We start from the raw sequence: 24,226 nt of genomic DNA, 5'->3' as shown, positions 1-24,226 counted from the left end.
ATGAGATTTCAAAAAAAAAGACACATAAAATGCATCTCTTTAACGGCCATTTTGTAAGCTCATCCTATTTTTAAATTTTTACTTGTTGTCGCGATACTCGATCGTCAATCCTTTTAAAAAGTTACGGGCATATTTGTCTAAGCATGGTTTGTAATTGCGATGGCCTTCTTTGCGTAAAATGGCGCCTAGTTCACCTTTTGAAACTGTAACTCCAGCCTGCTGGAAAATGTCCAGCATTTCATCCGTGGTTAGGGAAAGGGCAATTTTTATTTTCTTCAACATCAAATTATTCACATTGCCATTGTTTAGCTCTAAGACAGGTTCTGCAGCATCTGGCTTTGTTCCTCGTTGCGAGCGAATCAAACCATTTAAGAAACGCTCAAAGGCTTCATTGGTACACTCAATCTCGTAGGTCTCAGGATCTTTTTTCTTCAATAATTGTCTTACTTCTTCTTTTGTGAAAGAAGCGCCGCCAAGTTCAAAAATTTTCACCATGTCGGTATCCTTGATATCCAAAGCATAGCGTAAACGCGTTAAGCGATCATTGTGATTCATTCTATACACCATCCATTTCTTAGGTTGATTATAACAAATAAACCTAGACGAGTAATCCTGTTTTCGCTTTTTTACTTTGAGAATCCATTGTTTTCGTTCAGATGTATATCGCTTCTCTCCTTCCACTTCCTCCGCTATACTTGATTTAGGGAGTAAAATTCTTCTAACAGAACAATAAACGAAAAAAAGCATCAGTTACGATGATGTTTTGGATTGCTTTATTGTTTTTATTTTGTATACAAAAAGGAGAGGAAAGAAATGAAGAAATACGGGAAATTTTTGGTGATGATCGGGGTATCGACGGTGATTATGTTTTGTATGATGTATTTCAATGTCTATGCCCTTGATCATATCTTTTTCAGCCAAACCCGCCTATTTATGGCACTGATGATGGGCGCGATGATGGCGATCATCATGCTGTTATTTATGTGGAAGATGTATAACAACAAGAAAATGAATATCGGCATTCTAGTTGTCAGTGTTGTACTCTTTTTTGGTTCACTGTTTATGGTCAGAAGCCAAACCGCCGTGGGAGATACGGCCTGGATGAAAGCCATGATTCCCCATCATTCGATTGCGATTCTAACCAGTAAAAATGCCGATTTGTCTGATCCAAGAGTAAAAGAACTTGCAGAAAAAATCATTGACGCACAGGAAAAAGAAATCAAAGAAATGAAAGAATTGATCGAAGAGTTGGAAAACAAATAGCCAGTTTGTGTGCTCACTCAAAGTACCAGCAGATCAACTTTATCGCCACGGTTACGAAGCCCTTCAAGCAATGGCTGAAGGGCTTCTTTTTTTATCGTCAGTTGCTTTCTTTCTACTGAAAAACCCTGACCGTTATTGCATCCGTTCTTGTTTGACTTTCTTATCCACAACATGACGCTTGGCAAGCTCTTGGCGAATAGCCGCTAACTCAATCCCCATTTCTGCCATTAAAACCAATGTGTGGTACGCCAAATCAGCAATCTCATAAACGGTTTCTTGACGGTCTTCCTTCATCGCCCCAATCACGACCTCGGTTGCTTCCTCGCCGATTTTTTTTAAGATTTTTTCACTGCCTTTTTCAAACAAGTAGCTGGTATAGCTGCCTTCTTGTGGCGTATCTTTACGACCTTTTATCAGCTCATACAACGCATCAATGGTCGGAGAGGATTCTGTACCATAAAGCACTTCTGTAAAGCAGCTTTCTGTGCCTGTATGGCAAGCAGGTCCGTCTTTTTTTACTTTGGCGACTAAGGCATCTTGATCGCAATCTGCTGTCAAAGATACTAAATGCTGGTAATTGCCGCTGGTTTCTCCTTTGCGCCACAATTCTTGACGACTGCGGGAATAAAAGGTCATCAATCGGTCCTTCAAGGTCAAAGTCAAACTTTCTTGGTTCATATAAGCCAAGGTCAAAACTTCATTCGTTTCCACATCCTGCACGATCACTGGAACCAATCCTTGTTCATCAAATCGTACTTGCACCATGTTATCCACTCCTTCTATTGCCTATCAAAATGCCAACGCTATACGATTCGTACGGGAATATCAACGGCCTGTAATTGTTTTTTCAGCTCTGGGATTTTTACCTCGCCATAGTGAAAAATCGAGGCTGCCAGACCTGCTTCAATATTTGGCAACTGAAACAGCTCGATAAAATCAGAACTTTTGCCAGCACCACCGGATGCGACGATCGGTAATTTGGTGATTTCGCTGACAGCTTTCAGCAAGTCGAGATCAAACCCCTGCTTCACGCCATCGGTATCCATGCTGTTGATGACTAGTTCACCAGCACCTAACTGCTCAGCTTGGTGAATCCACGCCAATGCTTCTAAGCCTGTATCTTCCCGTCCGCCTTTGGCAAACACATGCCAGTTCTCCCCGACGCGGCGAACATCAACGGATAAAACAACGCACTGGCTGCCATAGCGTTTCGCGCCTTCTGCGATCAGCTCTGGTCGGCGAAGCGCTCCCGAATTGACGCTGACTTTGTCGGCGCCACAGTTTAAGACTCGCTCAAAATCTGCTACTTGATTGATGCCACCGCCCACCGTCAAGGGAATAAACACTTCTGACGCTACGCGCTGCAAAATGTCCGTGAATAAGCCGCGTTCTTCTGCAGAAGCAGTAATGTCATAAAAAACCAGCTCATCGGCGCCTTGTTCATTGTAAAAGCGCGCCAAAGTCACCGGATCATTGACATCTTTTAAGCCAGCAAAGTTGACCCCTTTCACGACTCGCCCATCTCGCACATCAAGGCAAGGAATGATTCGTTTGGCGATCATGCTTCTGCCTCCCCTGCTGCTAAGACATCGGCCAATTGGAGACTGCCGTTATATAAGGATTTCCCGACGATCACGCCAGAGATGCCCAACTGTTTTAATCCTTTGATATCTGCCAATGAAGCCACGCCGCCAGATGCCACGATGTCGCAATCCAATTGATTGAGTTTTTCGTATAAGGGCAGATTGATGCCTTCTCCTGTACCGTCACGGGAGATTTCGGTAAAGATGATCGTTTGCGCTCCCCATGCCACCAATTGTTGGCAAAAAGTAAACGCGTCTGTTGCCGTTTTCTCGAGCCAACCTTCCACTGCCACTTTTTCATCCTTGGCATCGACCCCAATGGCGATCTTATCGCCGTATTTCTTGAGCATCGCTTTTGTGAATGCTGGGTCTTTCTGGGCAATCGTGCCGAGGATCACCCGATGAACGCCTGCTGCCAAACAATGCTGGATCGTTTCTTCCTCACGGATCCCGCCGCCAACTTCGACAAACAGATTGGTCTGCTGGACAATATTTTTTGCGATATCAAAGTAATGGAGTTTGCCCGCTTTGGCACCATCTAAGTCGACGAGGTGTAGATAGTTGGCACCCGCTTCTTCAAATGAACGAGCAAATGCCACTGGATCATCCCCAAACACTTCTTTTTGCTCATAGTCTCCTTGGTACAAACGGACCACTTTTTGATCTAACAGATCAATTGCTGGAAAAATTTTCATAGCGGCACCTCCGTAAATGCTTTTAAAATCTTCAACCCGACAGCCCCACTTTTTTCTGGGTGGAACTGAGTACCGAAGACATTGTCTTTTTGCACGATACCGGGAATTGCTAGACCATAGTCACTGTCTGCTATGACATACTCTTGGCAATCAGTAGCAAAATAACTGTGGACATAGTAGACAAAGTCTTGTTCCCCTAGCCCGCTGACTAGAGGACTTTCCTTTCTGACAGTCAGCCGATTCCAACCAATCTGCGGCACTTTCAGATTCAGTTTGGCTTCTTCAAAGGCGCTTTGCATGGAAACGATCCGTCCTGGAATCAAACCGAGCCCCACATGTGTGCCAAACTCCTCGCTGCTGTCGAACAACAGCTGCATCCCTAAACAAATGCCTAAAAAGGGTTTGCCAGCTGCTGCCAATTCTTGGATCGGTTCGATCAGCGACAACTCTGCCAACTTTTGGCGGGCATCGCCAAAAGCGCCTACGCCAGGTAAAAGAATGCGGTCGGCAGCTTTTAATTCTGCTAGTGAACGCGTGATTCGGCAGTCAACCCCCAAATAATCCAGCGAACGAGACAAGCTGAACAAATTGCCGACCCCATAGTCGATGATTGCTAACATAATACGCCCCTTTCCTTATCTCATCCATCTGTGTGGAAGATACGTAATCATTTTTCCCTCATGAATCACTGGATCGTCCCTTTGGTTGAAGGGATCTCATCTGGGGCTGCTTGATTGATCGCTACTGCTTCACCTAAGGCACGCCCAAAGCCTTTAAAACAAGCTTCCACAATGTGGTGGCTGTTTTTGCCAGCGATTTGATGGAGATGGATCGTAGCACCTAATTCACGGGCAAAAGCAATGAAAAATTCTTCAACCAATTCCGTATCAAACTGCTGCCCGATTTTTTCGCTCGGTATCGCCAACTCTACGACTGCCATGCCACGACCGCTGATATCGATCGCTGTCATGACTAAGGCTTCGTCCATCGGCAGCAGCATACTGCCATAGCGTTTGATGCCTCGTCGCTCCCCAAGACTTTCTGAAAACGCTCGGCCAATGGCGATGGCAACGTCTTCTGTTGTGTGATGGGCATCTACTTCTGTATCGCCATCACAGACCAACGTCAAATCAAAGCGACCGTGGCGGACAAATAATTCCAGCATGTGGTCTAAAAACCCCACACCAGTCTTGATTGATTGCTGACCAGTACCATCGATCGTCAACTGCAGGTGGATCTTGGTTTCAGTCGTATTGCGGGTAACTTCTGCTTTTCTCATTCCTTCACCTCTTCTATGATCGTTGTTAACACCGTCATCAATCGTTCCATCTGGGCCCTCGTTCCTACCGTGATCCGTAAATACTCTTTGATACGGGGCTGATTAAACCAGCGGACGAAGATTTTCTGCTCTTTCAGTGCCTGATACAACTCTTCCCCAGCAATCGCAGGGTGCCTTGCAAACAAAAAATTTCCTTGGCTGTCGGTCTGCTCAAAGCCGAGCTTCGCTAGGGCTTGCTTGCTCCACTCACGCACCTGGATCGTTGCTTGGATCTTCTCATCGACATACGCTTGTTCTTGCAAAGCGGCTGCACCAGCGGCTTGGGTCAAACTATTGACATTGTAAGGATTCAAGCTAAATTTCAACCGATTCAAGTCTTGGATCAGTCCTTCATTAGCAACCGCAAAGCCTAGGCGTGCCCCTGCCAACTGCCGAGATTTTGAAAACGTCCCCACAACCAAGAGATTTGGGTATTGATCGATCAAAGAAACCATTGAAGAGCCGCCAAAATCGATATAGGCCTCATCGACAATCACTAAGCGATCGGGATGCCGTTTTAGAAAGGCACAAATTTCGCTTTGTTCTTGATAAACCCCAGTCGGCGCATTGGGATTGGCAAAAATGACAGTCCCTTTGAGCGAATCGTAGTCCGTTAACGCAATCGAGAAATCTTCTTGCAGCGGAACAACGGTGGCAGCGACTTGGTACAAGGCACTATACACTTGATAAAACCCATAGGTCACATCGGGAAAGGCGATGCCGTTTTCCGTGAAGCCTTGAAAGAGATAGGACAAGACTTCGTCACTGCCATTACCGAGAAACAGCTGGACTGGTGTAACGCCAAGATAGGCAGCCAGAGGGGTTGTCACCACTTCAGCAGCAATATCCGAGTAACGATTCAGCTTGTGGGCGGCATCGGCAACCGCTGCTTGAACACTTGGCGCTGGCGGATAAGGACTTTCATTGGTGTTCAGTTTAATAACGGCTTGCTCGTCTACTTGTTCCCCTGGTGTATAAGGAGTCAGCTTGTGATACTTTTGATGTAAAAAGGTCATTTATCTCCCTCTCTTCGTACATTGATCGAACGGGCATGGCCGATCAAGTCTTCGGTTTCTGCGAACAATGCTACGGCTGGACCAGCCGCCTTCATGGCTGCTTCTGGGTAATACAAGTAGCTGCTTTTCTTAATAAAATCATCCACTGATAACGGTGAGTAAAAACGGGCGGTCCCTTCTGTTGGTAGGGTATGATTTGGTCCAGCAAAATAATCTCCCAGCACTTCTGGTGTATGATGTCCTAAAAAGACACTGCCCGCATTTTCTACTTGTCCCAACAAAGCAAAAGGATCTGCCACTGCTAATTCAAGGTGTTCAGGGGCGATTTGATTGGCAATGGTAAGTGCTTCGGACAAATCATTGACCAGAATCAGCTTTCCGCTAGATTCAAGCGCCGCAGCAGCAATGTCTTTTCGGGGCAGTTCCTTCAGCTGCAAGTCAAGCTCTACTTGGACTTGTTCAATCAAGGCTGCTTCTGTTGTGACTAAGATGGCTTGCGCTAAGGGATCATGCTCGGCTTGTGCCAAAAGATCTGCTGCCAGCCAACGAGGATTTGCGCTGGCATCGGCGATGATCAGCACATCGCTAGGCCCTGCGATCATATCGATATCAACTTCGCCGTACACCATTTTTTTCGCTGTGGCGACATAAATATTTCCTGGACCGACGATTTTGTCGACTTTGGGAATCGTTTCTGTCCCATAAGCCAATGCCGCTACGCCATGGGCCCCACCGACTTTGTAGATTTCATCCACTCCGGCAACGAAAGCTGCCGCTAAGATAGCAGCTGGAACTTTTCCTTGGCTGTCCGTCGGTGTGATCATAACGATTTTTTTGACCCCGGCGATTTTTGCAGGCAGGACATCCATCAAAACCGTACTGGGATAAGCTGCTGTGCCGCCAGGAACGTAGACCCCGACTTTTGCTAGTGGCAAGACCCGCTGTCCCATCACAACGCCATTTTCCTTCGTTAAGACAAAGCCTTGCTGGACTTGCTTTTGATGAAATGCCAAAATGTTTTCTTTCGCCTGTTCCATCACCTCAAGCAGCTCAGGGGAGACGGCTTGGACAGCCGTTTCAACCTCCTCAAGACTGACGGTTAAGGAAGTCAAGCTCACTTGATCGATTTCTTCAATTAATTGAAACAACGCCTGATCTCCTTGCTGCTGAACACGGGCAATGATTTGGGCAACAACGGTTGAAACATCCTTCGTTTCCGACTGTTTCCTTGCCACAATCGTTTCGATCGTATCTTTTTGGGTCGAAAAAATTCTCATAATTGCTCCCTCACCTTCTCAATCACTGTTTGAATGCGTTCTTGCTTGAAACGCCACGTGGCGTGGTTGATCACTAAACGCGCTGAAGACGGCGCGATGTCTTGGATCACTTCTAAATCATTTTCTTTTAGTGTCGTCCCCGTTTCGACGATGTCAACGATCACATCGGAGAGACCTAACAAAGGAGCCAATTCAATCGATCCATGCAGTTGGATCAATTCCACCGAGCGACCTAATCCTTGATAAAACTGGCGGGTGATCTGCGGATATTTTGTGGAGACCCGCAGCGGGCGGGAGAAATCTTCTTCGAAATCCGTACGCGCTGCTACTGCCAAACGGCAGACCCCCATATGCAAATCAAGAAATTCGATGACTTCTGCCTTGCTTTCCATTAAAATATCTTTGCCTACGACACCGATATCCGCCACTCCGTGCTCCACATAGATTGCCACATCACTAGGCTTGACTAAGAAAAAGCGCAGTTTGTTTTCTTCATCACAAAAAATCAGTTGGCGATTGTCTTTGAAAACACCTTGTGCAGCCACACCGGCTTTGGTGAATAAGTCGTATACGGCATCCCCCATGCGGCCTTTAGGTAGCGCAATGTTCAAATAGCCTGAACTTTCGTTGTCAGTCGGCACCTTTTGCCCTACATGGTTGAGTTTCATACCAAACCCGATCGCCCCTTGCTCTTTGCCTTGGCGACTCATCAAGCGATCATAACGGCCCCCATATAAAATCGTCTCTCTTGCTTCTTCGATGAATCCTTGAAACAGCAAACCACTGTAATAATCGGCATCATTTAAAATCGAAAAATCCAGCCTTATCCGAATGGAGGCTGACAGTTGTTCTTTTTGCAATGCTTGATACAGTTGGTTCAGTTCTGCTAAACCAGCTTGTGCTTGGGGATATTCTGCCAGCAGCTCTTTGGCTTTTTGATACTTGGTTTCAAAATCACCTGACAAACGTACCAGTTTCGCTAATTTTTCAGCTTCTGTTGCTGACAAGCCAGCTTTTTCAGTCAGTGCATCCATGCCATGAGAACTCTTGTCCCGCAGGCAGTGCAGTACTTTTTGTCGATCCGCTTCGGGGAAGCGTTGGCAGATGCCATCCAAAATCCCCATATGGGACAGATCTAAGGTCCCTTTTCCCACCTGAGCCAAACTTTCCCAAGCCAGTTTTACAACCTCCAGTTGATCTTCCCACGTGATTTGATCAATGAGCTCCAAACCGATTTGATCGATCTTTTGGTATTCCCCTGCTTGACGATCCTGTCGATAGACATCTTCCACATAATACACTCTGCGGGCTTCTCCAGACGGTGTATTTTTGGCAATCGACAAGGTGACATCGGGTTTTAGCGCCATCGTCCTACCATCCGTACCCGTAAACGTGATGATGGAAGAACCACGTAAGAACTGATCATTTTGCTGATAGTTGCGATACTCTTCAAAGTTGTTCGAGTGATAAGGGGAAAAATGATGCTGCGTATACAATTTTCTTAATTTCAGTTCGACTTGTTCGGCTGGTTTCAATACATTCCATAACTCTTCCACACTTATCACTCCTATTTCATGCCACTGATCCGGCTTTTCCGTTGTTAAAACTAAACTTTTTCATCGGTTCACCATCAGTTTTTCTAATAATACTAATGGTTTTGCCATAAATAAGCAATGGTATTTTTCGAAATATTCTGGATTTTTTCAAAGTAAATCTAGCAATTATTCTTAATAAAGAGCTGTCTCTGCAAAAAGGACCAAAACAAAACGAACCGATTCTTCGTTTTGTTTTGGTCCTTTACTATTTTCTATAAACAGTAGCTTGGGCATTCACCCATTCATTCTTATACAGTCTTGCGAAATACCTTTACTAGACACGTGCTTTCCTCTTCATTATAGAACAAGTCTTTTTTCATACTTATTCAAAATAACAAAAAAAGGTGTTTCCCATCGTCTTTATGAAACCTGACTAGCATAAAAAAGCATGTGCTGGACATGCTTTTTGGTGGCTACACCAGACCGTGCTTTTGTAACGCTTGCGCAATCCCGCCGTCTTCTGGTCGAGCCGTCACCTCGTCAGCTACTGCCAATAGCTGTTCACAGGCATTGCCCATCGCAATTCCTGTCGCAACAGCTTCAAACATTTCGACATCATTATGGCCGTCACCAAACGCCAATGTATCTTTGTTATCGATCCCTAGATGGTTCAAGAGAAAATCGATAGCTGTTTTCTTGTGGATATTCTTGATGCCGATCTCGCCACTGTCTTTGCCAAAAACAGGTACCGTACTGCGAATCATTTGGAATTGATCGTGGTATTGGTCATGGACCCGTTCATAAGGAATCGAATGATTGATAAAGGAAACTTTATTCACGTCATCATAATCAATTTTCGCTTCGTCCTCAATCAGTAAGTCAAGGAACCACTGAATAGTTTGAACGCGTTGTTTTCCTGCTTCACTTTCAACAGGCTCACCTGCCAAGACGATCTCCAGCAAGCGATTTCGTAGATTGGTACTTGCAAATAATCCTTGATTCGATTCTAAGTAATACTCGATTTTGTTTGCTTTTAAGAAATCGATCAACGTTAATAAGGCTTCCTTTTCAAAAACTTTGTGCAAAATCACCTCATCGTGCACCTCACAATAACCGCCGCCGGCACCAATCATTCCGCTTAAGGGCAGGGTCAGTACATCTTCTGTGATTTCGGCTTTTGAACGACCGGTACATAAGAAAAACTCATGTCCCTTCTTATGTGCCGCTGTGATCGCTTGGCGTGCACTTTCTGGTACGTTCCCCGCGTCATCACATAATGTTCCATCTACATCTAAAAAGACAATTTTTTTCGTCATTTCTTTCCCTCTTTTCTCACTCAATCAATAAAGCGCTCACATGAACGTACTTGCCGAATACAAGATGTCAAGATCAGCTACTTAGATTTAGTATAACAAATCACAAGGAAAGTGCGCTAGACTATTTTAATTGATCATAAGATGGGATTCTGTTATTGTGGTCGCTCTTTCTATTCCTTTACTCCGTGTTCATCACGCTATTACTCCATGTGTTTTTTCTTGAGATGGTTGAATTTTCCTAAATTGTGCTTACTCCTCACTTAAATAAATTAAGCTCCATTTTGGTAGTTGATTGTTTTTTTGGCCTGTAAGCTCGCGATAATAAGATTTTTTATCATTTTTGATCATACAAATTATTTCATGCTCATCCATACAAAACTCTTGGCATAAGTTTGTTCTACTATTTTCAAAAAGTTCCAGTAAAATTTGAATCTGCGCATCTATTGCTAGAAGTGCTTTGAGCTGAACAAATAAACTCTTTGATTGATCATAGTAAATGTGCTCAAATTCATCACAGAGTTCTTGATAATAATGGAAGATTTTTGGATAATCAGTCACTACCCCTACACTTAGCAACACTTCTTTTGAATAACACAAATAGTCTTTCGGTTCCTTGATATTTTCTGATATCATATCCTTACTCCTTTACATCTATGTTTTTTTCGGTGAAAGTAGCGCTATCACTTCTGCTCGCTTTGATTTTCTTCCGCTAGGTGTTTTTATTCGCTCAGACAAATTGAAGCTTAGCTGTCCAAAAACGACTAAAAGTGATTGGGTCCTTAGCTCTTACCAGTGCAGACACGTTAAGAAAATCAGTTACTCCTATTATAGTTTCCCTTTCGTGTCCTCTTATAATTACTTTTTATTAAATAAGAGAAATAAGAGTGAAAAAGTGGCGGACAACTCGTCTCCTTCTACTAAAAAGTAGTGCTCGAACGAAACTAGATCGGTTCTAGTAAAAAGAAAATGACTACAATATCGATAAAAATCAACAGATAGCTAAAGTTGTTGCTTCAAGGAACAAAGACACCCCCTATCCATACCAAAAAAACCAATAATCGAATCTATCGATCATTGGTCGAAACCTTAAATATTTTGTTGGAAGAAGACGTTCAGTCCATACTATTTTATCACTCTACAGGTCAAAAATAGTATGGACTTTGGGACAGTGTCAGTAAAAATGGATCAAGCATAAATACAATCTAAAATCTCCTGCGGTGTCTCTGCCACAGCATCTGGTTTTTTCGGCAGAAAGTTTTTTTGCATTGTGGCTGCCCCACGTTATGGCGATGGTTTTGACACCAGCTGCTTTGCCCATCTGAATATCAAAAATAGCATCTCCTACCATGATCGTCTTGGTCGGATCAAACTGATACTGCGTTACTAATTGATTGATTCCTTCTGGATGAGGCTTGTAGTGGGACACCGCATCTGAGCCGATGATTTCCTCAAAGAAATCCACAAGATCCTGAGCAGCCAAGTTTCGTTTGACGACTGCTGTCTTCTTACTTGAAACGACGAAACAAGGAACCTTTCGTTTATTTAAACTCTCTAAGATATGGGGAATTTCAGGAAATACTTTCAAGGTACTTTCTTCATATGTTTGGTAATAGGCACGAAAAATCTGAATCAATTCCGCTGCGATTTCTTGATCTAATGGCTGTTCTGACATTTTAAAAAATGATTCTTCGATCGGTATCCCCATATAATGTTCAATGACTACTTCACTGGGTACTTTGAGTCCCATCTCTGTAAAAGCCGCTTTTGTTGCCTTAACACTGCACTCTTTTGAATCCAATAAAGTTCCGTCCAAATCAAATATCACACACTCAATCTTCTTCACGCCATTTCCTCCTCTGAAAGATACTACAACACTTTTCTACCAAGCACTTTTTAAATCCTGCAGTATTCCTTTTCATTACTGATTATCTCTATTTTAACACTAAAAAAAAGCATTATCATAATTTTCAATACCATCACTCATTTAATACTAATGTTTTTATATAAAAAAACGACTCAATTTGAAAACAGAGTCGCTTCTACAAAATAGACTGATTTAAAGAGGTTTACTCTTGATAGAAAAAGCTTCAATACACTTCTTATCACACATTGGTTCTTTTTATTGTAAAATATAGCCTTTGCCCCAAGCGGTTCGCACCCGCTTTTCAGTATAGTCGTATTCATCTAGTTTTTCATTGATGCGTTTCGCTAATATCGACAACTGGGATTTTCTTGAGTTCGTTCCACCATTCCCCCAAATTTTCCAACACAAATCTTCCCGGTTGATGAATTGTTCTTCTCCTAAATTGTTAAAAAAAATCTGTTCTTGCAGACTAAGAAACTTAGGAAAGGATTCTTTTGTGACGGATGCTTTTTCTAATTTACGACTATTTGGTGGTAATGCTGCTAAAAATTCTCTCAGCTCGACAAAAGAGCGATTCAGGTACGTGGCATTCTCAGCTTTTTCAATCATACCTTCTTGTTCACGATCCCCTGCCAAGATGCGGACGATCCGCTGTTGATAATAAGGAGCCAATGTCTGATTGATCAATAAAAATTCTGGATCAGCAATTGTTTCACTGACAAATAAACAGTCAAATAACTTGGCGCTTTCTATCAACCATTCTTCCTCTTCCGTAGTTCTCCCTACGAATACTTCATGACTCAACATCTGTAGCTCCCGCTGCAAATCAATCTCATATGATATGTTTTTTGTCAGTATAATAATTCTCATGACACATCCTGCTTTCATTCCCCATTTATTCAGAAATCATTTACTGAATCCATTCGGACTCATTTCTGAATGCTTTATGTTGACATTATTACTTATTTTTGTCCGCTTGAGGTGTCATTTTTTGTTCATAAATACTGATATGGTGTCATGTTTTGTGGGAAAGCCCAACGTTCATTTCATAATTCGTTTTTTCGATAACCTATAAAAAACAACCATTGTCAGATTGCCGTATTTGCCATTTTGAGTTTCTCATCACTGCTCCCACTTCAAATCCAACAGCTCCAGCATTTCATGGTAGGCGGTTTCGATTCGCTGTCGCTTTTCTTCAGGGACATTTTTGGCATATCGCCCATCTGGCAGATAATCTTCAGCAAGGCAGACTTGAAAATCAAAGGCCTGCAAGACGCCGTATTCTGGATCATAATAGGTACGATCAGGGATTGGTTCTTTGGAGACCCAAGTTGGATGCAAGGCAATCTGGCTTAAATAGGTTCGCTGCCCTTCTTTGGAGATTTCAACTTCTGGAATGACGCCTCGTTCGGTCCAATAGTTGTCATTGACGGTTTCATAACGTTGATTCGACAGTAAGTTCCCCATTGAGTAAATGATAAATTTCTTTTCGCCGTCCTTTTCGATGATTTCGGTTGGTTCTGCTACATGCGGATGGCCGCCGAAGATAATATCAGCACCAAAATCGATCATCTTCCGATAAACAGTTTGTTGTTCTTCCGTTGGTTCTAAAGAATACTCAACACCAGACTGAGGCATCACGATGGTGATATCCGCCAAGCTTTCCGCTTCTTTGATCTCTGCTTCCACTTTATCTAACGACAAGTCTTTCAAGTAGGTATCATACTCTGCTTGAGTTAAGCTTTCTTCAAGGCCATTGAAGCCGTAGGCATAGGCCAAGAGAGCAACTTTGATCCCGTTGACTTCTTTGACCAGGATTCCACTGTTGTCGACCGTGACACCAATCGTTGCCAAGCCTTGGTCGTGAAAAGCAGCCGCCGTCGTTTTGATTCCTTCGATCCCCGTATCTAAAATATGGTTATGGGCAAGATCGATCACATCAAAGCCCGCGTCTTTGATGCTGGCAACAGCATCGATAGGGGCGTTGAATAGGGGAAAACCGCCAAGCGGTTTATTAGGATTGATGGTTCCTTCAAAATCACCTAAAGCAAGGTCCGCCGATGCAATCAACGGTTTGACCTGCTCAAAATCGTTGTCAAAATCATAACGCTTTCCGTCGTAAGCGCTTAAATAAACAGGTGTATGATAAAGCATATCACCACTAGCTGTCACTGTGATGGTTTTTACTTCTGACTTTGTTTCGGTAGAACTACTTGATTCTTGCATTGTTTTTGTCGGTTTTGTCGATTCTGCTGTAAGACGCTGTTCGGGGATACCTATCGCTTGAATCACTAGATAAATCACTCCAAGTGTGATTGCCAGCAGCGCTATACTTAACCCCGCAATGATCCGCTGGCGTTTCTGACGTTCCTGTCTTCGTTGTTGTCTCATGCCCTCACCCTTTCACTCTGCTTTATCAAAAACCTATCTTCATTTACGTTCTAACTAGATTCCCTTCGCCTTTTCCTGCGACCCATACCAAATATTATCTTTTCATTAAATAATTATACTATACTTATCAGCCCTTTAATAGGTCATTTTACAAAGCATAAAAAAACAGCCCGATCGTAATCGAACTGTTTCACACATCTCTTAGCAGTGGATTCCTCTAAAATCATTCCTGCAGGTCTGTGTTGTCTAAGGTCTTGTATCATTTAGTATCTTAGGCTGCGATTTTTAGCTAAGGATTCTTCTCATTCATCATGAATGATAGACTTCCGATCATATATGGACTCCGTATCTCCTGTACGTAAAAGCTCTACAAACCATTGATAAACTGTTTCCGGACATTCATGTTTTTCTAATTCTTGAAAAAAATCTTTGGATTCAATAAGGGTAATAAACTGAGTCATCGCATTTAGATGCTGCTTGCTGTCTAACGCGGAAAGGGTAAAGATGTACTTTACAGGAATCGTTCCCAAGACATATACTTCAGATTCTAACGTTGTCAATCCCATGCCAAGTTTTTTTGCACCTGCTTCAGGAACCGTATGCGGTAAGGCAACTTGATCGAATATCACCATATAAGCGCCTTCTGATCGGGTTTGTTGAATGATCGAATCGATGTAATTTCTAGTGATGATCTTTCTTTCAATCAATGGATTGGCTGCGAGATAAAAGGCCTCTTCCCACGTTCTGACTTTTTTGTTTAATTGTATCAATTCTGGACGCATCATATCCAACAGCATTGCAGGTTCTTTTGACTTTTTCTCTTTTTGAGACATGATAGATGCCGTTGGCGAGCAGGTCTCTTGTACAAATTTCTCTAGATGATGTCGCAGAGCTGACTCGCTAGTAACTGTTGAATATTGTTGAATAATTTGCATCAAGCCGTCGATCGTAACAGTATTGGGCTTGATACTTGTACTGGTTTCAAATTTGACATCTAAAAATAACTGGGTTCGTTCCTCGTAAGACATGATCGGGTTTACTACAAAAATCGGTTTTTTTAACGGATAAAGTTGAAAGTTGGGTTTTGTCGTAAAAATGATATCGTACGACTGATCAAATGAATGTAGTTCGCTTGTTTCAATCGGTCCCAATAAGATAAAAGAGGGAAAGATTTCCTTTAATTCATTGTAAATGATTGCTGAGCTTCCAATACCATTTGGGCAAACAACGACCCCCACTTTTTGTTGCACCATATATTCTTCAGAATTCCTGATCAAAAGCGCAAAGTGCATGGTTAAAAAGGCTACTTCTTCATCTGGAAGCTTTGAATCAAAACTATCACTGATTGGTCTCAAGGTTTCTTTTACGATCTGATAAAGGTCATTATATTTTTCAAAAATTTTCTCCTGCATAGGATTGATGATCGGTAATCGAAACAGCATTCGGAAATAGGTCGGTCGAAAATGACTATATAATTGCTTGATGACAGAGTGTTTATCCTTGAAACGAATACCTGAAAGCAATTCAAATCGCTCGACAATTCTTTCTACCAAGTCAATGATGACCAAATTTCCTTGAAGCCATTCCTTTTCATTCCCTAATGCCATTCCCAGTACCCACCCACAGAGATAGTTCTTTTCTATACTATTCATCACCCCTGCGTTTTCTAAAACTTCTTCAGCAAAACGGTACTCCTTCATTTTTACTAACTCATGATCATTAGAAAAGGTCTTTAGATCAAATTCATTCAAGCCCATTCTTGGGTATAAAAAAATAAGGATATAGTTCAATTCAATCAACCTATTTTCAACTAACTCTATCGCATATTTTTCTAAAAGAAGAGAAAGATAGGTGTCCTGATCATCCGCCAATTGTATTCGTTCATTATGAATAAAGTAACGGTAAATAAAATCATCGTCCTTGCTAGTCACATCTTCCAAAATCATTCGAAATAAAGCGTAACGAATCATCAGTTCATCACCTGCTAAGTGATACCCCTCTTTTCTCGAATAACTGATTGAAATATCGTACCCCTGCAATTCCGCTTGTAATTTGCGCAGATCACTCATAAAGGTTGTTTTGCCGATTTTTAACGCATCTAAAAAATGGTTGACCGACAGATAGTCTTTCTCGTAGTAAAAGAGCGTCAAAAAGATATATTTTCCTCGTTCTTTTGAACTCATCTCATAATATTTAAACATACGCTCACGTAAAAATGACTCCAACAAATATTCCTTGCTTTTTTCAGGAAGTCGAATCACACTTTCCTTATTCACGCTAAGTGGTAGTTTTTGGGCAGATAGAAACTGGTTGATTTTATCAATGGTATACTCTATTTGAGTGCGGTTCATAGAATAATTCCGCTGAAGATAATCGTAACTGATGGTCGGTTTTTCAATCAGAGCCATCATCATCTTTCTCGTCCTATAGTCAATTTTTACCATCAATATTCCCCCATTTCTGCAGCCTACTGTTCTACTTTCAATGTAAATCCTTCCGCTTGTACATATTTTTGAAGCACTTGATCCACCTGTTGCTTTTCTTCTTTAGTAAGATCTAGAACAGGCAGTTTCGGTAAGCCCACGTCTTGCCCAATTGTCCTCAGACAATACTTTAAACCGGCCGGGATTGTCGAGAGTTTGCAGGCCTCTCTAAAATCATCAATACTTGCTTGTGCTTGCCACGCTTGTTCTATGTTTCCAGCTACAAATTGTTCATAGATCGCCACATCTGTTTTCGTCACAACATTTGCGGTTGAAGCCACAGAGCCATCTGCTCCTAACTGTAATGCTTCTAAAATCTTAGAGTCGCTTCCCATCAGCAAAGAGAAATCCTCTCGATGATTTAATTCAAGATAGCCCTTGAAGTTTTCTAGATCACCGCTTGAATCTTTTATCCCAATAATCGAGTCAATTTTGAGTAATTCCGAGAAAACATGACGATTGATGAAATTTCTAGTATTTGGCGGAATATTGTACAAAATGATTGGTAATGTCGTTTGCTCTGCAATCACACGGTAATGATGAATCAGCTCCTCATCGGTATACTTCAAAAGATATGGCGTTATAATGGAAGCAGCATCAACGCCGATTTTTGCAAACTCATTTACTAATTCAATCACTTTATTCGTTGCGATGTCTCCGGCACCTGCAAATACTGGTACTCTGCCCGATACTTCATCGACAACGATTTTGGCAAACTGGATTTTCTCTTCTTTGCTTAAGGTATGAAATTCGCCATTGGTTCCTAAAATAAACAACCCGTGGACACCACCAGCAATCAAATGCCTGACAAGCTTTCTGGTGCCCTCTTCATTGATGCCGTTCTCATTTAATGGTGTGACCATTGCTGGTATAATTCCTCTGATTTTCATTGTGTAAGCTCCTTTTTTGTCGTTGCTCCTAAGCTTCCCCCTGGATGCCATTTAAGGTAATCTTCTAAATTGATTTCTTTTGCTTCTTGCAGCAACACCGACAGAATCTGCAGCTGGATCATTTGGGCAATCACAGAGGAACGTGGCGGTTTATTCAATGAGTCCCCTTCTTGGGAAACATAAGAAGACAATGTGACTTCAGCACAGGAAGCTAGGGAAGAATCTTCATTTCCTGTTATCGCTAAAATTACAGCGCCATTAGCTTTTAAGGTAGCAAGCGCATATTCTAATTCTTTGGTATTCCCACTATTACTTATCGCAATCACTACATCGCCAGCCACGACTTGTCCTGCCGATCCGTGCACGGTTTCGGTTGTGTCTAAAAAATAGGCGGGTGTACCGACAGATGAGAAAAGTGAAGCTGCATAGCCTGCTACATAGGAACATTTTCCCACGCCGGTTACATGAACGCGCTTATGATTTTTTTCTGCATGGAGAATAAGTTCTTTGGCCTTCACCATCTGTTGATAGACTTCTTCGTCTTCAAGCCGATAAAATTGAGCATCGCTTTGGGCTTTTAAATTCGTACTATATGCAAACAAAACGTTTTTTTCATTCAATACAGATGTTCCTTTCTTATAGCAAGGAGAAATGGTATTCATCCTTCTCCTTGCTAATCATACTGTTTAACTAAATAGTTTTAAGATTTTGTCTAGTAAAATTCCGATAATATTGTAGTCGATTTGAGGAAATCCAGCGTCTGTGATGCCTAATTCAGAAAAAGCTGGGAAAAGCACCAAAGGCAATGCAGTCAGCAAAATACCGCCTAAGAAGGATGCGATGATCGCCCCTTTCAACCCGCCTCTTATTGAACCAAAGACACCCATGGTTCCACCCGAGAAAAAAGCAATCCCAGCTGCTGGCAAAAGCACAACGGGAGAACCCATAGCAGCCATGGCAAACGTCGCTGTTAACCCACCTATAAACGAGGTAATAAAACCGACAGGAACCATGGTTGGCGCATATTGGAAAAACACAGGAACATCTACTGCCGGCATTGATCCCGGGATATATTTTTCAGAGATCGCCACGAAGGCAGCCGTTAATTCAGCAATAAATTGACGCACACCATAAATCAGTACAGACATCCCCGCCGCAAATTGCAACCCTTGAATCAACGGATACAAGAACCATAAGTCGTTGCCAGCCATTTCTTGAACGACATCCATATGACCACTTATAACTGCTGCGATCGTTGCAATGTAGAAAAGAATAATCATGAAAAATGCAACAGAGAAGACAAAATCTCGGAATACGGAGAAGAAATCAGGAAGCTCGCGATTGGCTGCTTTCTCTTTCTTTGCTTGCCAATTTTTCCCGCCAATGACACTGCCGATGACACCTGAGAACCAGTAAAAAATCAAGTTAAAGTGACCTAGTGCAACCCCTGCATTACCTGTCAGCTCATCTGTATATTTCTGAGCCAATTTGGGCAACCCTGCTCCTGCAAAACCTAGCACCAAAGAACCAAAGATAACTGTTACCCAAGTGGGCATACCATTCGAAATAAAAATCAACCCAATGACAGCAGCAAAGAAAAGATAATGCTGACCGGTTAAGAAAATTGATTTTAAAGGCGTCAATTTCGCAATAACTAATCCGAATATGAACCCTAGCCCCATAATCATTGATATTTCAAAACCATATACATCCATAGCTAACGCTGTAGCAGGCTCTACTGCTAGAACCGTCCCTTGAACACCAAATGCGGTCTGAAACAACGTGGCGAAATTTGCAGCAATCGTTCCTACATGACCACCACCAATATTAAAAATCATAAACCCAATGCCCACTTTGAGGACACCGCTCAGGGTCTCCTTCGCAGGCTTTCTTTGTGCAAGTAACCCGATCAAAGCCAAAATCATTAGCAACACAGCAGTATTTCTGAATTGGTTCATTACTAAAATTGCCATTCAATTTATTCCTCGCTCCATCAATTTATTTTGTTTGCATCGTTTCAAGAAATGTTTCTAGTTTTCCTTGGATCTCTTCTTTACTCATAATATTTTGAATGCCTATGACTTCATAAGGTTTGTTTTGAAAATCAGGTTCCGCTGCGATATCTGCCATACTCATAAAGGCATCGCCGGTAAAACCAATGAGAACGTCTAGATTTCCATGAATTGTTTCAATAGGATAGCCGTTTTCTTCAATCACTGATTTTACTTTTATGTGAAGCAACGTTGAACTCCCCATCCCTGCACGGCATGCAACCGCTATCAAATATTTCTTGCCAATACTCGCCTTATGCTTTGCATCTGATTGGATCGATGCATCATTTTTCTTTTTTTGAAAAAATCCCATCTTAACTCCTCGTTTCTTCTAATAGTTGTATAAATGCTTCTGGTGTCTCCACATTTGCTAAACGATCAATGATACTGTCCCTTGCTAAAACCTCTGCTAACTCACCCATCAGTTCCAAATGACTCGTCGGGTCTATCGCTGCTAAACAAAAAATGACTTTCACTGGATCATTGGGCGAACCAAATGAGATGGGGGTATTTAATGTCATCGCACTTAGTCCTAAGCGACAAACCCCATCTTCTGATCGGGCATGCGCCAAAGCAAACCCAGGCATAAGCACGATATACGGCCCGGCATCTAAGACGGATTGAATCATCGCTTCGACATACTGTTTTGTAACGTTGCCATTCCTCAATAACGGCTGGGCAACTTTTTTGATTGCTTCTTGCCAACTGGTACTCTCTTGCTGAAGTAAAATGTTTTCTTTTGTTAATAATGTAGTTTGCAAACGACTATTTCCTTTCTAAAAAAATTTCTTTAGGTTTTAGTAAAGAATTTCTCGAGATAATTCCTATACACACACTATAAGTGAAAAGTTTCGGCCTGAATAGACGATTTTAGACCACATGTTTGTACACGCTTCCAGATTAAGTGAACTGCTCTTCTCAAAAAGACCAGGTATACTGGCTATTTTTTTTATTAGCCTCCATTTTTTCTCGATAACCTTCTTGAGCAGTTCACAAAACTTATTCCATCAAGGAAAAAGTGAACCAAAAATGGACAGATCTTTTGCTTGCATCCACAAAAAAAGAAGCTCTTAAATAAACTAAGAACTTCTTAAGGCAAACACTCTATTCATGGCTATAGATCTACCGTTTTAATTGTATTTCTAGCCGTAGGTATTTTCACACGAATTTTTACTTGCAACTGCTATTTTCTACTTTGCTTCCTCATGCTTCACGGGACAACTGCTGTGGCAATCAGAACAATGATCCTTTTTCACCATGCGGTAAACCACACGGCCGCCATAGCCAAAGATCAGTCCGCTTAGAATTACTGTAGCAATCATTTTTCGCCTCCTACGACTTGGATCAAGGGTGCACTCCCTCGGAATGGTTTCTTCACCAGAGCAAATACTAATAGACCAGTAACGACTATTGCCGCGAAAACACCTAGCGTGAGGTGTCCGCCTTCAAAGATGACGTGTCCGAATTGGTAGACCAACAAACTGGCGCAGTACGCCAAGCCACATTGATAGCCAATGGCTAACCATGTCCACTTGCTGTCCCCCATTTCACGGTGGATCGCACCGATGGCAGCAAAACAGGGGGCACATAGTAAATTAAAGACCAGGAAAGAGTATGCCGCCACAGCAGTGTAATCGCCGCGCAACACTTGCCAAATCTCCGTCCCACTTTCTGACAACTCACCGGTTTGTCCGTAGAGAATCCCAAAGGTGCCGATCACATTTTCTTTGGCCACCAAGCCAGTGATCGTCGCCACGGCGCCTCGCCAAGTTCCCCAGCCTAGGGGAGCGAAAAGCGGCGCCAAAAGTCGACCGAAAAAGGCCAAAATGCTTTGGTCTTCACTGACCCGCTGCAAGGCAAAGTTGTAGCTGGAGGTAAACCAGACAAAGATACAAGCTACAAAAATTATCGTACCGGCTTTTTTTACAAAAGCAACGGCTCGATCACAGGCACTTTTCAAAATCGTTGTGAGCTGCGGCAAATGATACGCTGGCAGTTCCATAATGAATGGTGCCAGATCACCTGCAAAAAGCGGCGTTTTTTTCAAGACGATCCCTGAAAAAATCACAGCACCCATGCCGACAAAATAGGCCGATGGTGCGACCCAACTATAATGAGGGAAAAAGGCTCCGGAGATCAATGCGATGATCGGCAATTTGGCAGAACAAGGCATGAAGGTCGTGACCATCACCGTCAACCGACGATCCTTTTCGTTTTCAATCGTTCGGCTTGCCATCACCCCCGGCACGCCGCAGCCTGTGGCAATCAACATAGGGATAAACGACTTGCCGGATAGACCAAATTTGCGAAACAACCGGTCCATGACAAATGCCACCCGTGCCATGTATCCACAATCCTCCAAGATAGCCAAGCAAAAAAACAACACGAAAATCTGCGGCAAAAATCCTAAGACCGCACCGACCCCTGCCACGATGCCATCCAAAATCAATTCTTGCAGCCACTGGGCGACCCGCAGCTGTTCTAGCCAGTGCGCTGCTGTTTCGGGTATCCAGCTGCCAAATAATACATCATTGACCCAATCGGTGCCGATCGTGCCAATCGTCTGAATCGATAAATAGTAGATTCCCCACATAATGAAGGCAAAAATTGGTAGCGCCAATACGCGATGGGTCAACACGCGGTCGATTTTGTCGCTGAAGGCTAAGTGCTGATCTGTTTCCTTGATGACTGCCAGCGCCAACAATTCTTCAATGAAGCCATAGCGCTCATTGACGAGAATGGCGTCACTGCTGTCTTTAAAGATCATCTCTAAAATCGAAATCGTCTCCTGAATGACTGCTTGCTGGGAATCAGTCAGTTTACACATTGCTTGAATCGCTTCATCTTTTTCAAAGAGTTTTATGGCAAACCAGCGTTTTTGCTGCTGAGGGATCGTCTCTGGCAAAATCGCCATAATCTCGGTCAAGCCAGCTTCTAAACGATCATCGTAGCGGGGAGGGAGCTGTTGTGTGTTGACTGCGTGCTTCGCTGCCTCGATCATTTTGGCTAAACCACGTTGTTTCAAAGCACTGATCCCCACTACCGGAATCCCTAATCCGTAAGCCAATTTTTCGAAGTTGATCTGCAAGCCTTTTTTCTTTAATAGATCGATCATGTTGATGGCTGCCACGGTGGGAACATTCATTTCTAATAATTGCAAGGTTAAATACAGATTTCGCTCAAGATTAGTTCCGTCAATAATATTGATTACCGCATCCAGCGATGCCTCCATCAAATAATTGCGGGAAATCAGTTCTTCCGGCGTATAAGGCGACAAGGAATAGATCCCGGGCAGATCTTGGATCAACACGTGCCGGTCTTTTCGCAGTCTCCCCGCTTTACGTTCTACGGTGACACCCGGCCAATTGCCCACTGTTTGTTTGGCACCAGTCAATTGATTGAAAGTACTTGTTTTCCCGCTATTGGGATTTCCTGCTAATGCAAAGTGATAGGTCATAACGTTTCGACTCCTTTTTCGACAAAAACCAACGCTGCTTCTTGCTTTCTCAAAGACAATTCATAGCCGCGGAGCCGAATCTCCATTGGATCACCCAGTGGAGCCAGTTTCACTACTTCCAAATGAACGTTTTTCGTAAGACCCATATCCATCAAACGACGGCGCAAAGCACCTTTTGCACCAATCTGATTGACCTTCCCGCTTTCACCGACTTGTAGCTGATCCAAAGAGGTAATGACGGTTTGCTGCTGGATCTCTGTGACATCGATTTGTTCCATGACCCTTGCATCTAAAGCAATCCGCGTTCCCTGGTGCAAAATGATGCCGCCTTTGCGATCTTTTTGTATCACAACGATTTCAACGCCCGTGCGAATGCCAAGATCGTTTAAATGAACCGTGATTTCTTTGGTTGTTGCGAACGAGTCGATTTTGTATGTCCCAGAAGCCCGAGTTTGCGCCATTTTCATTGGTTCTTACTCCTTTTGTGAAGTGTTGTTTTAATTAACCCACTTTAATTGAGAATGATTATCATTATAATAGAGCCATTTCCACAGGAAGTCAATCTGTTTTCGACTTAACTTTGAATCTTCCTTCACAATGGAGATTTTTTTTACTCATTTTGATTGCATATCCCCTCTAATAATTACGCAAAAACCTTGTAATTCTACGTATTTTCCGCTTTTTTCATTTGCATAAAAAACACAGAAACACTATAAATTGTGTATGTCGAATTCACAAGCACAAGATATAGTGTTTTTTCGTTGACTTTCTCCGAGACTTATTTATACTAGGTTTATAACTATTACAACTCGGAGGAAACAATTATGAATATCAAACTATTTTCTAAAAACAACTGCATGCAATGTAAAATGGCGAAACGCTTTTTAAGTGAAAATCAGATTGCCTTTGAAGAAATCAATATCGATAATGAGCCTGAAGCATTAGAATTTTTGAAAGAACAAGGATTCCAAAGTGTGCCAGTCATTACCTCTGATGCGCAAACGATCATCGGTTTCCGTCCAGATCAACTACGTCAATTAGCGAGCTAAGATTTTTCTCAATGTGATGCTTTTGAGGGATTTGTCAG

25 protein-coding genes are annotated in these 24,226 nt (G+C 42.5%); 2 read left to right on the top strand and 23 right to left on the bottom strand.

Going from position 1 to position 24,226, the window contains the following annotated elements:
* Nucleotides 1–78: 78 nt before the first annotated feature.
* Nucleotides 79–555 (bottom strand): DUF1456 family protein, encoded by a 477-nt coding sequence (locus IGI84_RS03555; RefSeq protein WP_081119064.1) that lies wholly within the window; start codon nucleotides 553–555, stop codon nucleotides 79–81.
* A 258-nt stretch (nucleotides 556–813) separates the two neighbouring features.
* Between IGI84_RS03555 and IGI84_RS03550 the strand changes: the two genes are divergently transcribed.
* Nucleotides 814–1,263, top strand: coding sequence for a DUF305 domain-containing protein (locus IGI84_RS03550; RefSeq protein ID WP_081119065.1), 450 nt, complete (start codon nucleotides 814–816; stop codon nucleotides 1,261–1,263).
* 132 nt (nucleotides 1,264–1,395) lie between these two features.
* Here IGI84_RS03550 and hisIE read toward each other — a convergent pair whose 3' ends face one another.
* From hisIE to IGI84_RS03440, 22 genes are all read right to left on the bottom strand, one after another.
* Nucleotides 1,396–2,028 carry a bifunctional phosphoribosyl-AMP cyclohydrolase/phosphoribosyl-ATP diphosphatase HisIE gene (hisIE, locus tag IGI84_RS03545; protein WP_081119066.1) on the bottom strand — a complete coding sequence of 211 codons (633 nt, stop codon included), beginning with the start codon at nucleotides 2,026–2,028 and terminating at the stop codon, nucleotides 1,396–1,398.
* A 38-nt stretch (nucleotides 2,029–2,066) separates the two neighbouring features.
* The gene (hisF, locus tag IGI84_RS03540; RefSeq protein WP_081119067.1) at nucleotides 2,067–2,825 is read right to left on the bottom strand and encodes an imidazole glycerol phosphate synthase subunit HisF; all 759 of its coding nucleotides are present in this window, start codon (nucleotides 2,823–2,825) and stop codon (nucleotides 2,067–2,069) included.
* Entirely contained in the window at nucleotides 2,822–3,541 is a 720-nt protein-coding gene (gene hisA / locus IGI84_RS03535; RefSeq protein ID WP_077454003.1) for a 1-(5-phosphoribosyl)-5-[(5-phosphoribosylamino)methylideneamino]imidazole-4-carboxamide isomerase, read from the bottom strand. The genes hisF and hisA overlap by 4 nt, the downstream gene beginning before the upstream one ends.
* Nucleotides 3,538–4,161, bottom strand: a complete 624-nt coding sequence (gene hisH / locus IGI84_RS03530; protein WP_074934506.1) for an imidazole glycerol phosphate synthase subunit HisH — start codon at nucleotides 4,159–4,161, stop codon at nucleotides 3,538–3,540. The genes hisA and hisH overlap by 4 nt, the downstream gene beginning before the upstream one ends.
* A gap of 65 nt (nucleotides 4,162–4,226) precedes the next feature.
* On the bottom strand, nucleotides 4,227–4,820 hold the full coding sequence (gene hisB, locus IGI84_RS03525) for an imidazoleglycerol-phosphate dehydratase HisB (RefSeq protein ID WP_005225202.1): 594 nt from the start codon (nucleotides 4,818–4,820) through the stop codon (nucleotides 4,227–4,229).
* Complete coding sequence (hisC, locus tag IGI84_RS03520) at nucleotides 4,817–5,875, bottom strand: histidinol-phosphate transaminase (RefSeq protein WP_220426753.1); 1,059 nt, start codon at nucleotides 5,873–5,875, stop codon at nucleotides 4,817–4,819. The genes hisB and hisC overlap by 4 nt, the downstream gene beginning before the upstream one ends.
* Entirely contained in the window at nucleotides 5,872–7,152 is a 1,281-nt protein-coding gene (gene hisD, locus IGI84_RS03515) for a histidinol dehydrogenase (protein WP_081119069.1), read from the bottom strand. Before hisD ends, hisC begins: the two co-directional genes overlap by 4 nt.
* The gene (gene hisG, locus IGI84_RS03510; RefSeq protein ID WP_077454007.1) at nucleotides 7,149–8,708 is read right to left on the bottom strand and encodes an ATP phosphoribosyltransferase; all 1,560 of its coding nucleotides are present in this window, start codon (nucleotides 8,706–8,708) and stop codon (nucleotides 7,149–7,151) included. The genes hisD and hisG overlap by 4 nt, the downstream gene beginning before the upstream one ends.
* Nucleotides 8,709–9,160: 452 nt before the next feature.
* A complete protein-coding gene (locus IGI84_RS03505; protein WP_195266054.1) occupies nucleotides 9,161–10,003 on the bottom strand; it encodes a Cof-type HAD-IIB family hydrolase in 843 nt (280 codons plus the stop codon).
* A 249-nt stretch (nucleotides 10,004–10,252) separates the two neighbouring features.
* The gene (locus IGI84_RS03500; RefSeq protein WP_195266056.1) at nucleotides 10,253–10,636 is read right to left on the bottom strand and encodes a DUF7006 family protein; all 384 of its coding nucleotides are present in this window, start codon (nucleotides 10,634–10,636) and stop codon (nucleotides 10,253–10,255) included.
* A 538-nt stretch (nucleotides 10,637–11,174) separates the two neighbouring features.
* Nucleotides 11,175–11,846 (bottom strand): HAD family hydrolase, encoded by a 672-nt coding sequence (locus tag IGI84_RS03495; protein ID WP_430600767.1) that lies wholly within the window; start codon nucleotides 11,844–11,846, stop codon nucleotides 11,175–11,177.
* A gap of 276 nt (nucleotides 11,847–12,122) precedes the next feature.
* A complete protein-coding gene (locus IGI84_RS03490; RefSeq protein WP_077454014.1) occupies nucleotides 12,123–12,737 on the bottom strand; it encodes a transcriptional regulator in 615 nt (204 codons plus the stop codon).
* Between the two features lie 252 nt (nucleotides 12,738–12,989).
* Nucleotides 12,990–14,258 carry a CapA family protein gene (locus IGI84_RS03485; RefSeq protein ID WP_142962989.1) on the bottom strand — a complete coding sequence of 423 codons (1,269 nt, stop codon included), beginning with the start codon at nucleotides 14,256–14,258 and terminating at the stop codon, nucleotides 12,990–12,992.
* Nucleotides 14,259–14,560: 302 nt separating this feature from the next.
* Nucleotides 14,561–16,702, bottom strand: a complete 2,142-nt coding sequence (locus IGI84_RS03480; RefSeq protein WP_430600766.1) for a BglG family transcription antiterminator — start codon at nucleotides 16,700–16,702, stop codon at nucleotides 14,561–14,563.
* 23 nt (nucleotides 16,703–16,725) lie between these two features.
* Nucleotides 16,726–17,631 carry a 4-hydroxy-tetrahydrodipicolinate synthase gene (gene dapA / locus IGI84_RS03475; protein ID WP_368255503.1) on the bottom strand — a complete coding sequence of 302 codons (906 nt, stop codon included), beginning with the start codon at nucleotides 17,629–17,631 and terminating at the stop codon, nucleotides 16,726–16,728.
* A complete protein-coding gene (locus IGI84_RS03470; protein ID WP_200126028.1) occupies nucleotides 17,628–18,293 on the bottom strand; it encodes an SIS domain-containing protein in 666 nt (221 codons plus the stop codon). The genes dapA and IGI84_RS03470 overlap by 4 nt, the downstream gene beginning before the upstream one ends.
* Before the next feature lie 24 nt (nucleotides 18,294–18,317).
* Nucleotides 18,318–19,604: a PTS ascorbate transporter subunit IIC gene (locus tag IGI84_RS03465; protein ID WP_077454019.1), complete on the bottom strand. Its 1,287-nt coding sequence runs from the start codon at nucleotides 19,602–19,604 to the stop codon at nucleotides 18,318–18,320.
* A gap of 25 nt (nucleotides 19,605–19,629) precedes the next feature.
* The gene (locus IGI84_RS03460; RefSeq protein ID WP_430600765.1) at nucleotides 19,630–19,995 is read right to left on the bottom strand and encodes a PTS sugar transporter subunit IIB; all 366 of its coding nucleotides are present in this window, start codon (nucleotides 19,993–19,995) and stop codon (nucleotides 19,630–19,632) included.
* A gap of 1 nt (nucleotide 19,996) precedes the next feature.
* Entirely contained in the window at nucleotides 19,997–20,443 is a 447-nt protein-coding gene (locus tag IGI84_RS03455; protein WP_200126030.1) for a PTS sugar transporter subunit IIA, read from the bottom strand.
* Between the two features lie 429 nt (nucleotides 20,444–20,872).
* On the bottom strand, nucleotides 20,873–21,004 hold the full coding sequence (locus IGI84_RS03450; RefSeq protein ID WP_005237465.1) for a hypothetical protein: 132 nt from the start codon (nucleotides 21,002–21,004) through the stop codon (nucleotides 20,873–20,875).
* The gene (feoB, locus tag IGI84_RS03445) at nucleotides 21,001–23,139 is read right to left on the bottom strand and encodes a ferrous iron transport protein B (RefSeq protein WP_368255499.1); all 2,139 of its coding nucleotides are present in this window, start codon (nucleotides 23,137–23,139) and stop codon (nucleotides 21,001–21,003) included. Before feoB ends, IGI84_RS03450 begins: the two co-directional genes overlap by 4 nt.
* On the bottom strand, nucleotides 23,136–23,606 hold the full coding sequence (locus tag IGI84_RS03440) for a FeoA family protein (RefSeq protein ID WP_142962983.1): 471 nt from the start codon (nucleotides 23,604–23,606) through the stop codon (nucleotides 23,136–23,138). The genes feoB and IGI84_RS03440 overlap by 4 nt, the downstream gene beginning before the upstream one ends.
* A 357-nt stretch (nucleotides 23,607–23,963) precedes the next feature.
* Here IGI84_RS03440 and nrdH point away from each other — a divergent pair, with 357 nt between their 5' ends.
* Nucleotides 23,964–24,188 carry a glutaredoxin-like protein NrdH gene (gene nrdH / locus IGI84_RS03435; protein WP_005225182.1) on the top strand — a complete coding sequence of 75 codons (225 nt, stop codon included), beginning with the start codon at nucleotides 23,964–23,966 and terminating at the stop codon, nucleotides 24,186–24,188.
* Nucleotides 24,189–24,226: the final 38 nt, after the last annotated feature.

Source organism: Enterococcus sp. DIV0008 (genome assembly GCF_050542615.1).
Taxonomy (GTDB): Bacteria; Bacillota; Bacilli; order Lactobacillales; family Enterococcaceae; genus Enterococcus_D; species Enterococcus_D innesii.
The sequence above is the reverse complement of the archived record's forward strand: the minus strand, read 5'-3'. Positions and strand labels throughout refer to the sequence as shown.

Excerpts from the sequence above, each read along its gene's own strand:
- IGI84_RS03450 (WP_005237465.1), bottom strand. The coding sequence starts at position 21,004 with ATGATTGCTACAGTAATTCTAAGCGGACTGATCTTTGGCTATGGCGGC.
- hisB (WP_005225202.1), bottom strand. The coding sequence starts at position 4,820 with ATGAGAAAAGCAGAAGTTACCCGCAATACGACTGAAACCAAGATCCAC.
- hisH (WP_074934506.1), bottom strand. The coding sequence starts at position 4,161 with ATGTTAGCAATCATCGACTATGGGGTCGGCAATTTGTTCAGCTTGTCT.
- nrdH (WP_005225182.1), top strand. The coding sequence starts at position 23,964 with ATGAATATCAAACTATTTTCTAAAAACAACTGCATGCAATGTAAAATG.
- IGI84_RS03465 (WP_077454019.1), bottom strand. The coding sequence starts at position 19,604 with ATGGCAATTTTAGTAATGAACCAATTCAGAAATACTGCTGTGTTGCTA.
- feoB (WP_368255499.1), bottom strand. The coding sequence starts at position 23,139 with ATGACCTATCACTTTGCATTAGCAGGAAATCCCAATAGCGGGAAAACA.
- hisF (WP_081119067.1), bottom strand. The coding sequence starts at position 2,825 with ATGATCGCCAAACGAATCATTCCTTGCCTTGATGTGCGAGATGGGCGA.
- hisA (WP_077454003.1), bottom strand. The coding sequence starts at position 3,541 with ATGAAAATTTTTCCAGCAATTGATCTGTTAGATCAAAAAGTGGTCCGT.
- IGI84_RS03550 (WP_081119065.1), top strand. The coding sequence starts at position 814 with ATGAAGAAATACGGGAAATTTTTGGTGATGATCGGGGTATCGACGGTG.
- IGI84_RS03500 (WP_195266056.1), bottom strand. The coding sequence starts at position 10,636 with ATGATATCAGAAAATATCAAGGAACCGAAAGACTATTTGTGTTATTCA.
- hisC (WP_220426753.1), bottom strand. The coding sequence starts at position 5,875 with ATGACCTTTTTACATCAAAAGTATCACAAGCTGACTCCTTATACACCA.
- IGI84_RS03555 (WP_081119064.1), bottom strand. The coding sequence starts at position 555 with ATGAATCACAATGATCGCTTAACGCGTTTACGCTATGCTTTGGATATC.
- IGI84_RS03480 (WP_430600766.1), bottom strand. The coding sequence starts at position 16,702 with ATGGTAAAAATTGACTATAGGACGAGAAAGATGATGATGGCTCTGATT.
- hisIE (WP_081119066.1), bottom strand. The coding sequence starts at position 2,028 with ATGGTGCAAGTACGATTTGATGAACAAGGATTGGTTCCAGTGATCGTG.
- IGI84_RS03460 (WP_430600765.1), bottom strand. The coding sequence starts at position 19,995 with ATGGGATTTTTTCAAAAAAAGAAAAATGATGCATCGATCCAATCAGAT.
- dapA (WP_368255503.1), bottom strand. The coding sequence starts at position 17,631 with ATGAAAATCAGAGGAATTATACCAGCAATGGTCACACCATTAAATGAG.
- IGI84_RS03490 (WP_077454014.1), bottom strand. The coding sequence starts at position 12,737 with ATGAGAATTATTATACTGACAAAAAACATATCATATGAGATTGATTTG.
- IGI84_RS03485 (WP_142962989.1), bottom strand. The coding sequence starts at position 14,258 with ATGAGACAACAACGAAGACAGGAACGTCAGAAACGCCAGCGGATCATT.
- IGI84_RS03505 (WP_195266054.1), bottom strand. The coding sequence starts at position 10,003 with ATGACGAAAAAAATTGTCTTTTTAGATGTAGATGGAACATTATGTGAT.
- hisD (WP_081119069.1), bottom strand. The coding sequence starts at position 7,152 with ATGAGAATTTTTTCGACCCAAAAAGATACGATCGAAACGATTGTGGCA.
- IGI84_RS03470 (WP_200126028.1), bottom strand. The coding sequence starts at position 18,293 with ATGAATACCATTTCTCCTTGCTATAAGAAAGGAACATCTGTATTGAAT.
- IGI84_RS03440 (WP_142962983.1), bottom strand. The coding sequence starts at position 23,606 with ATGAAAATGGCGCAAACTCGGGCTTCTGGGACATACAAAATCGACTCG.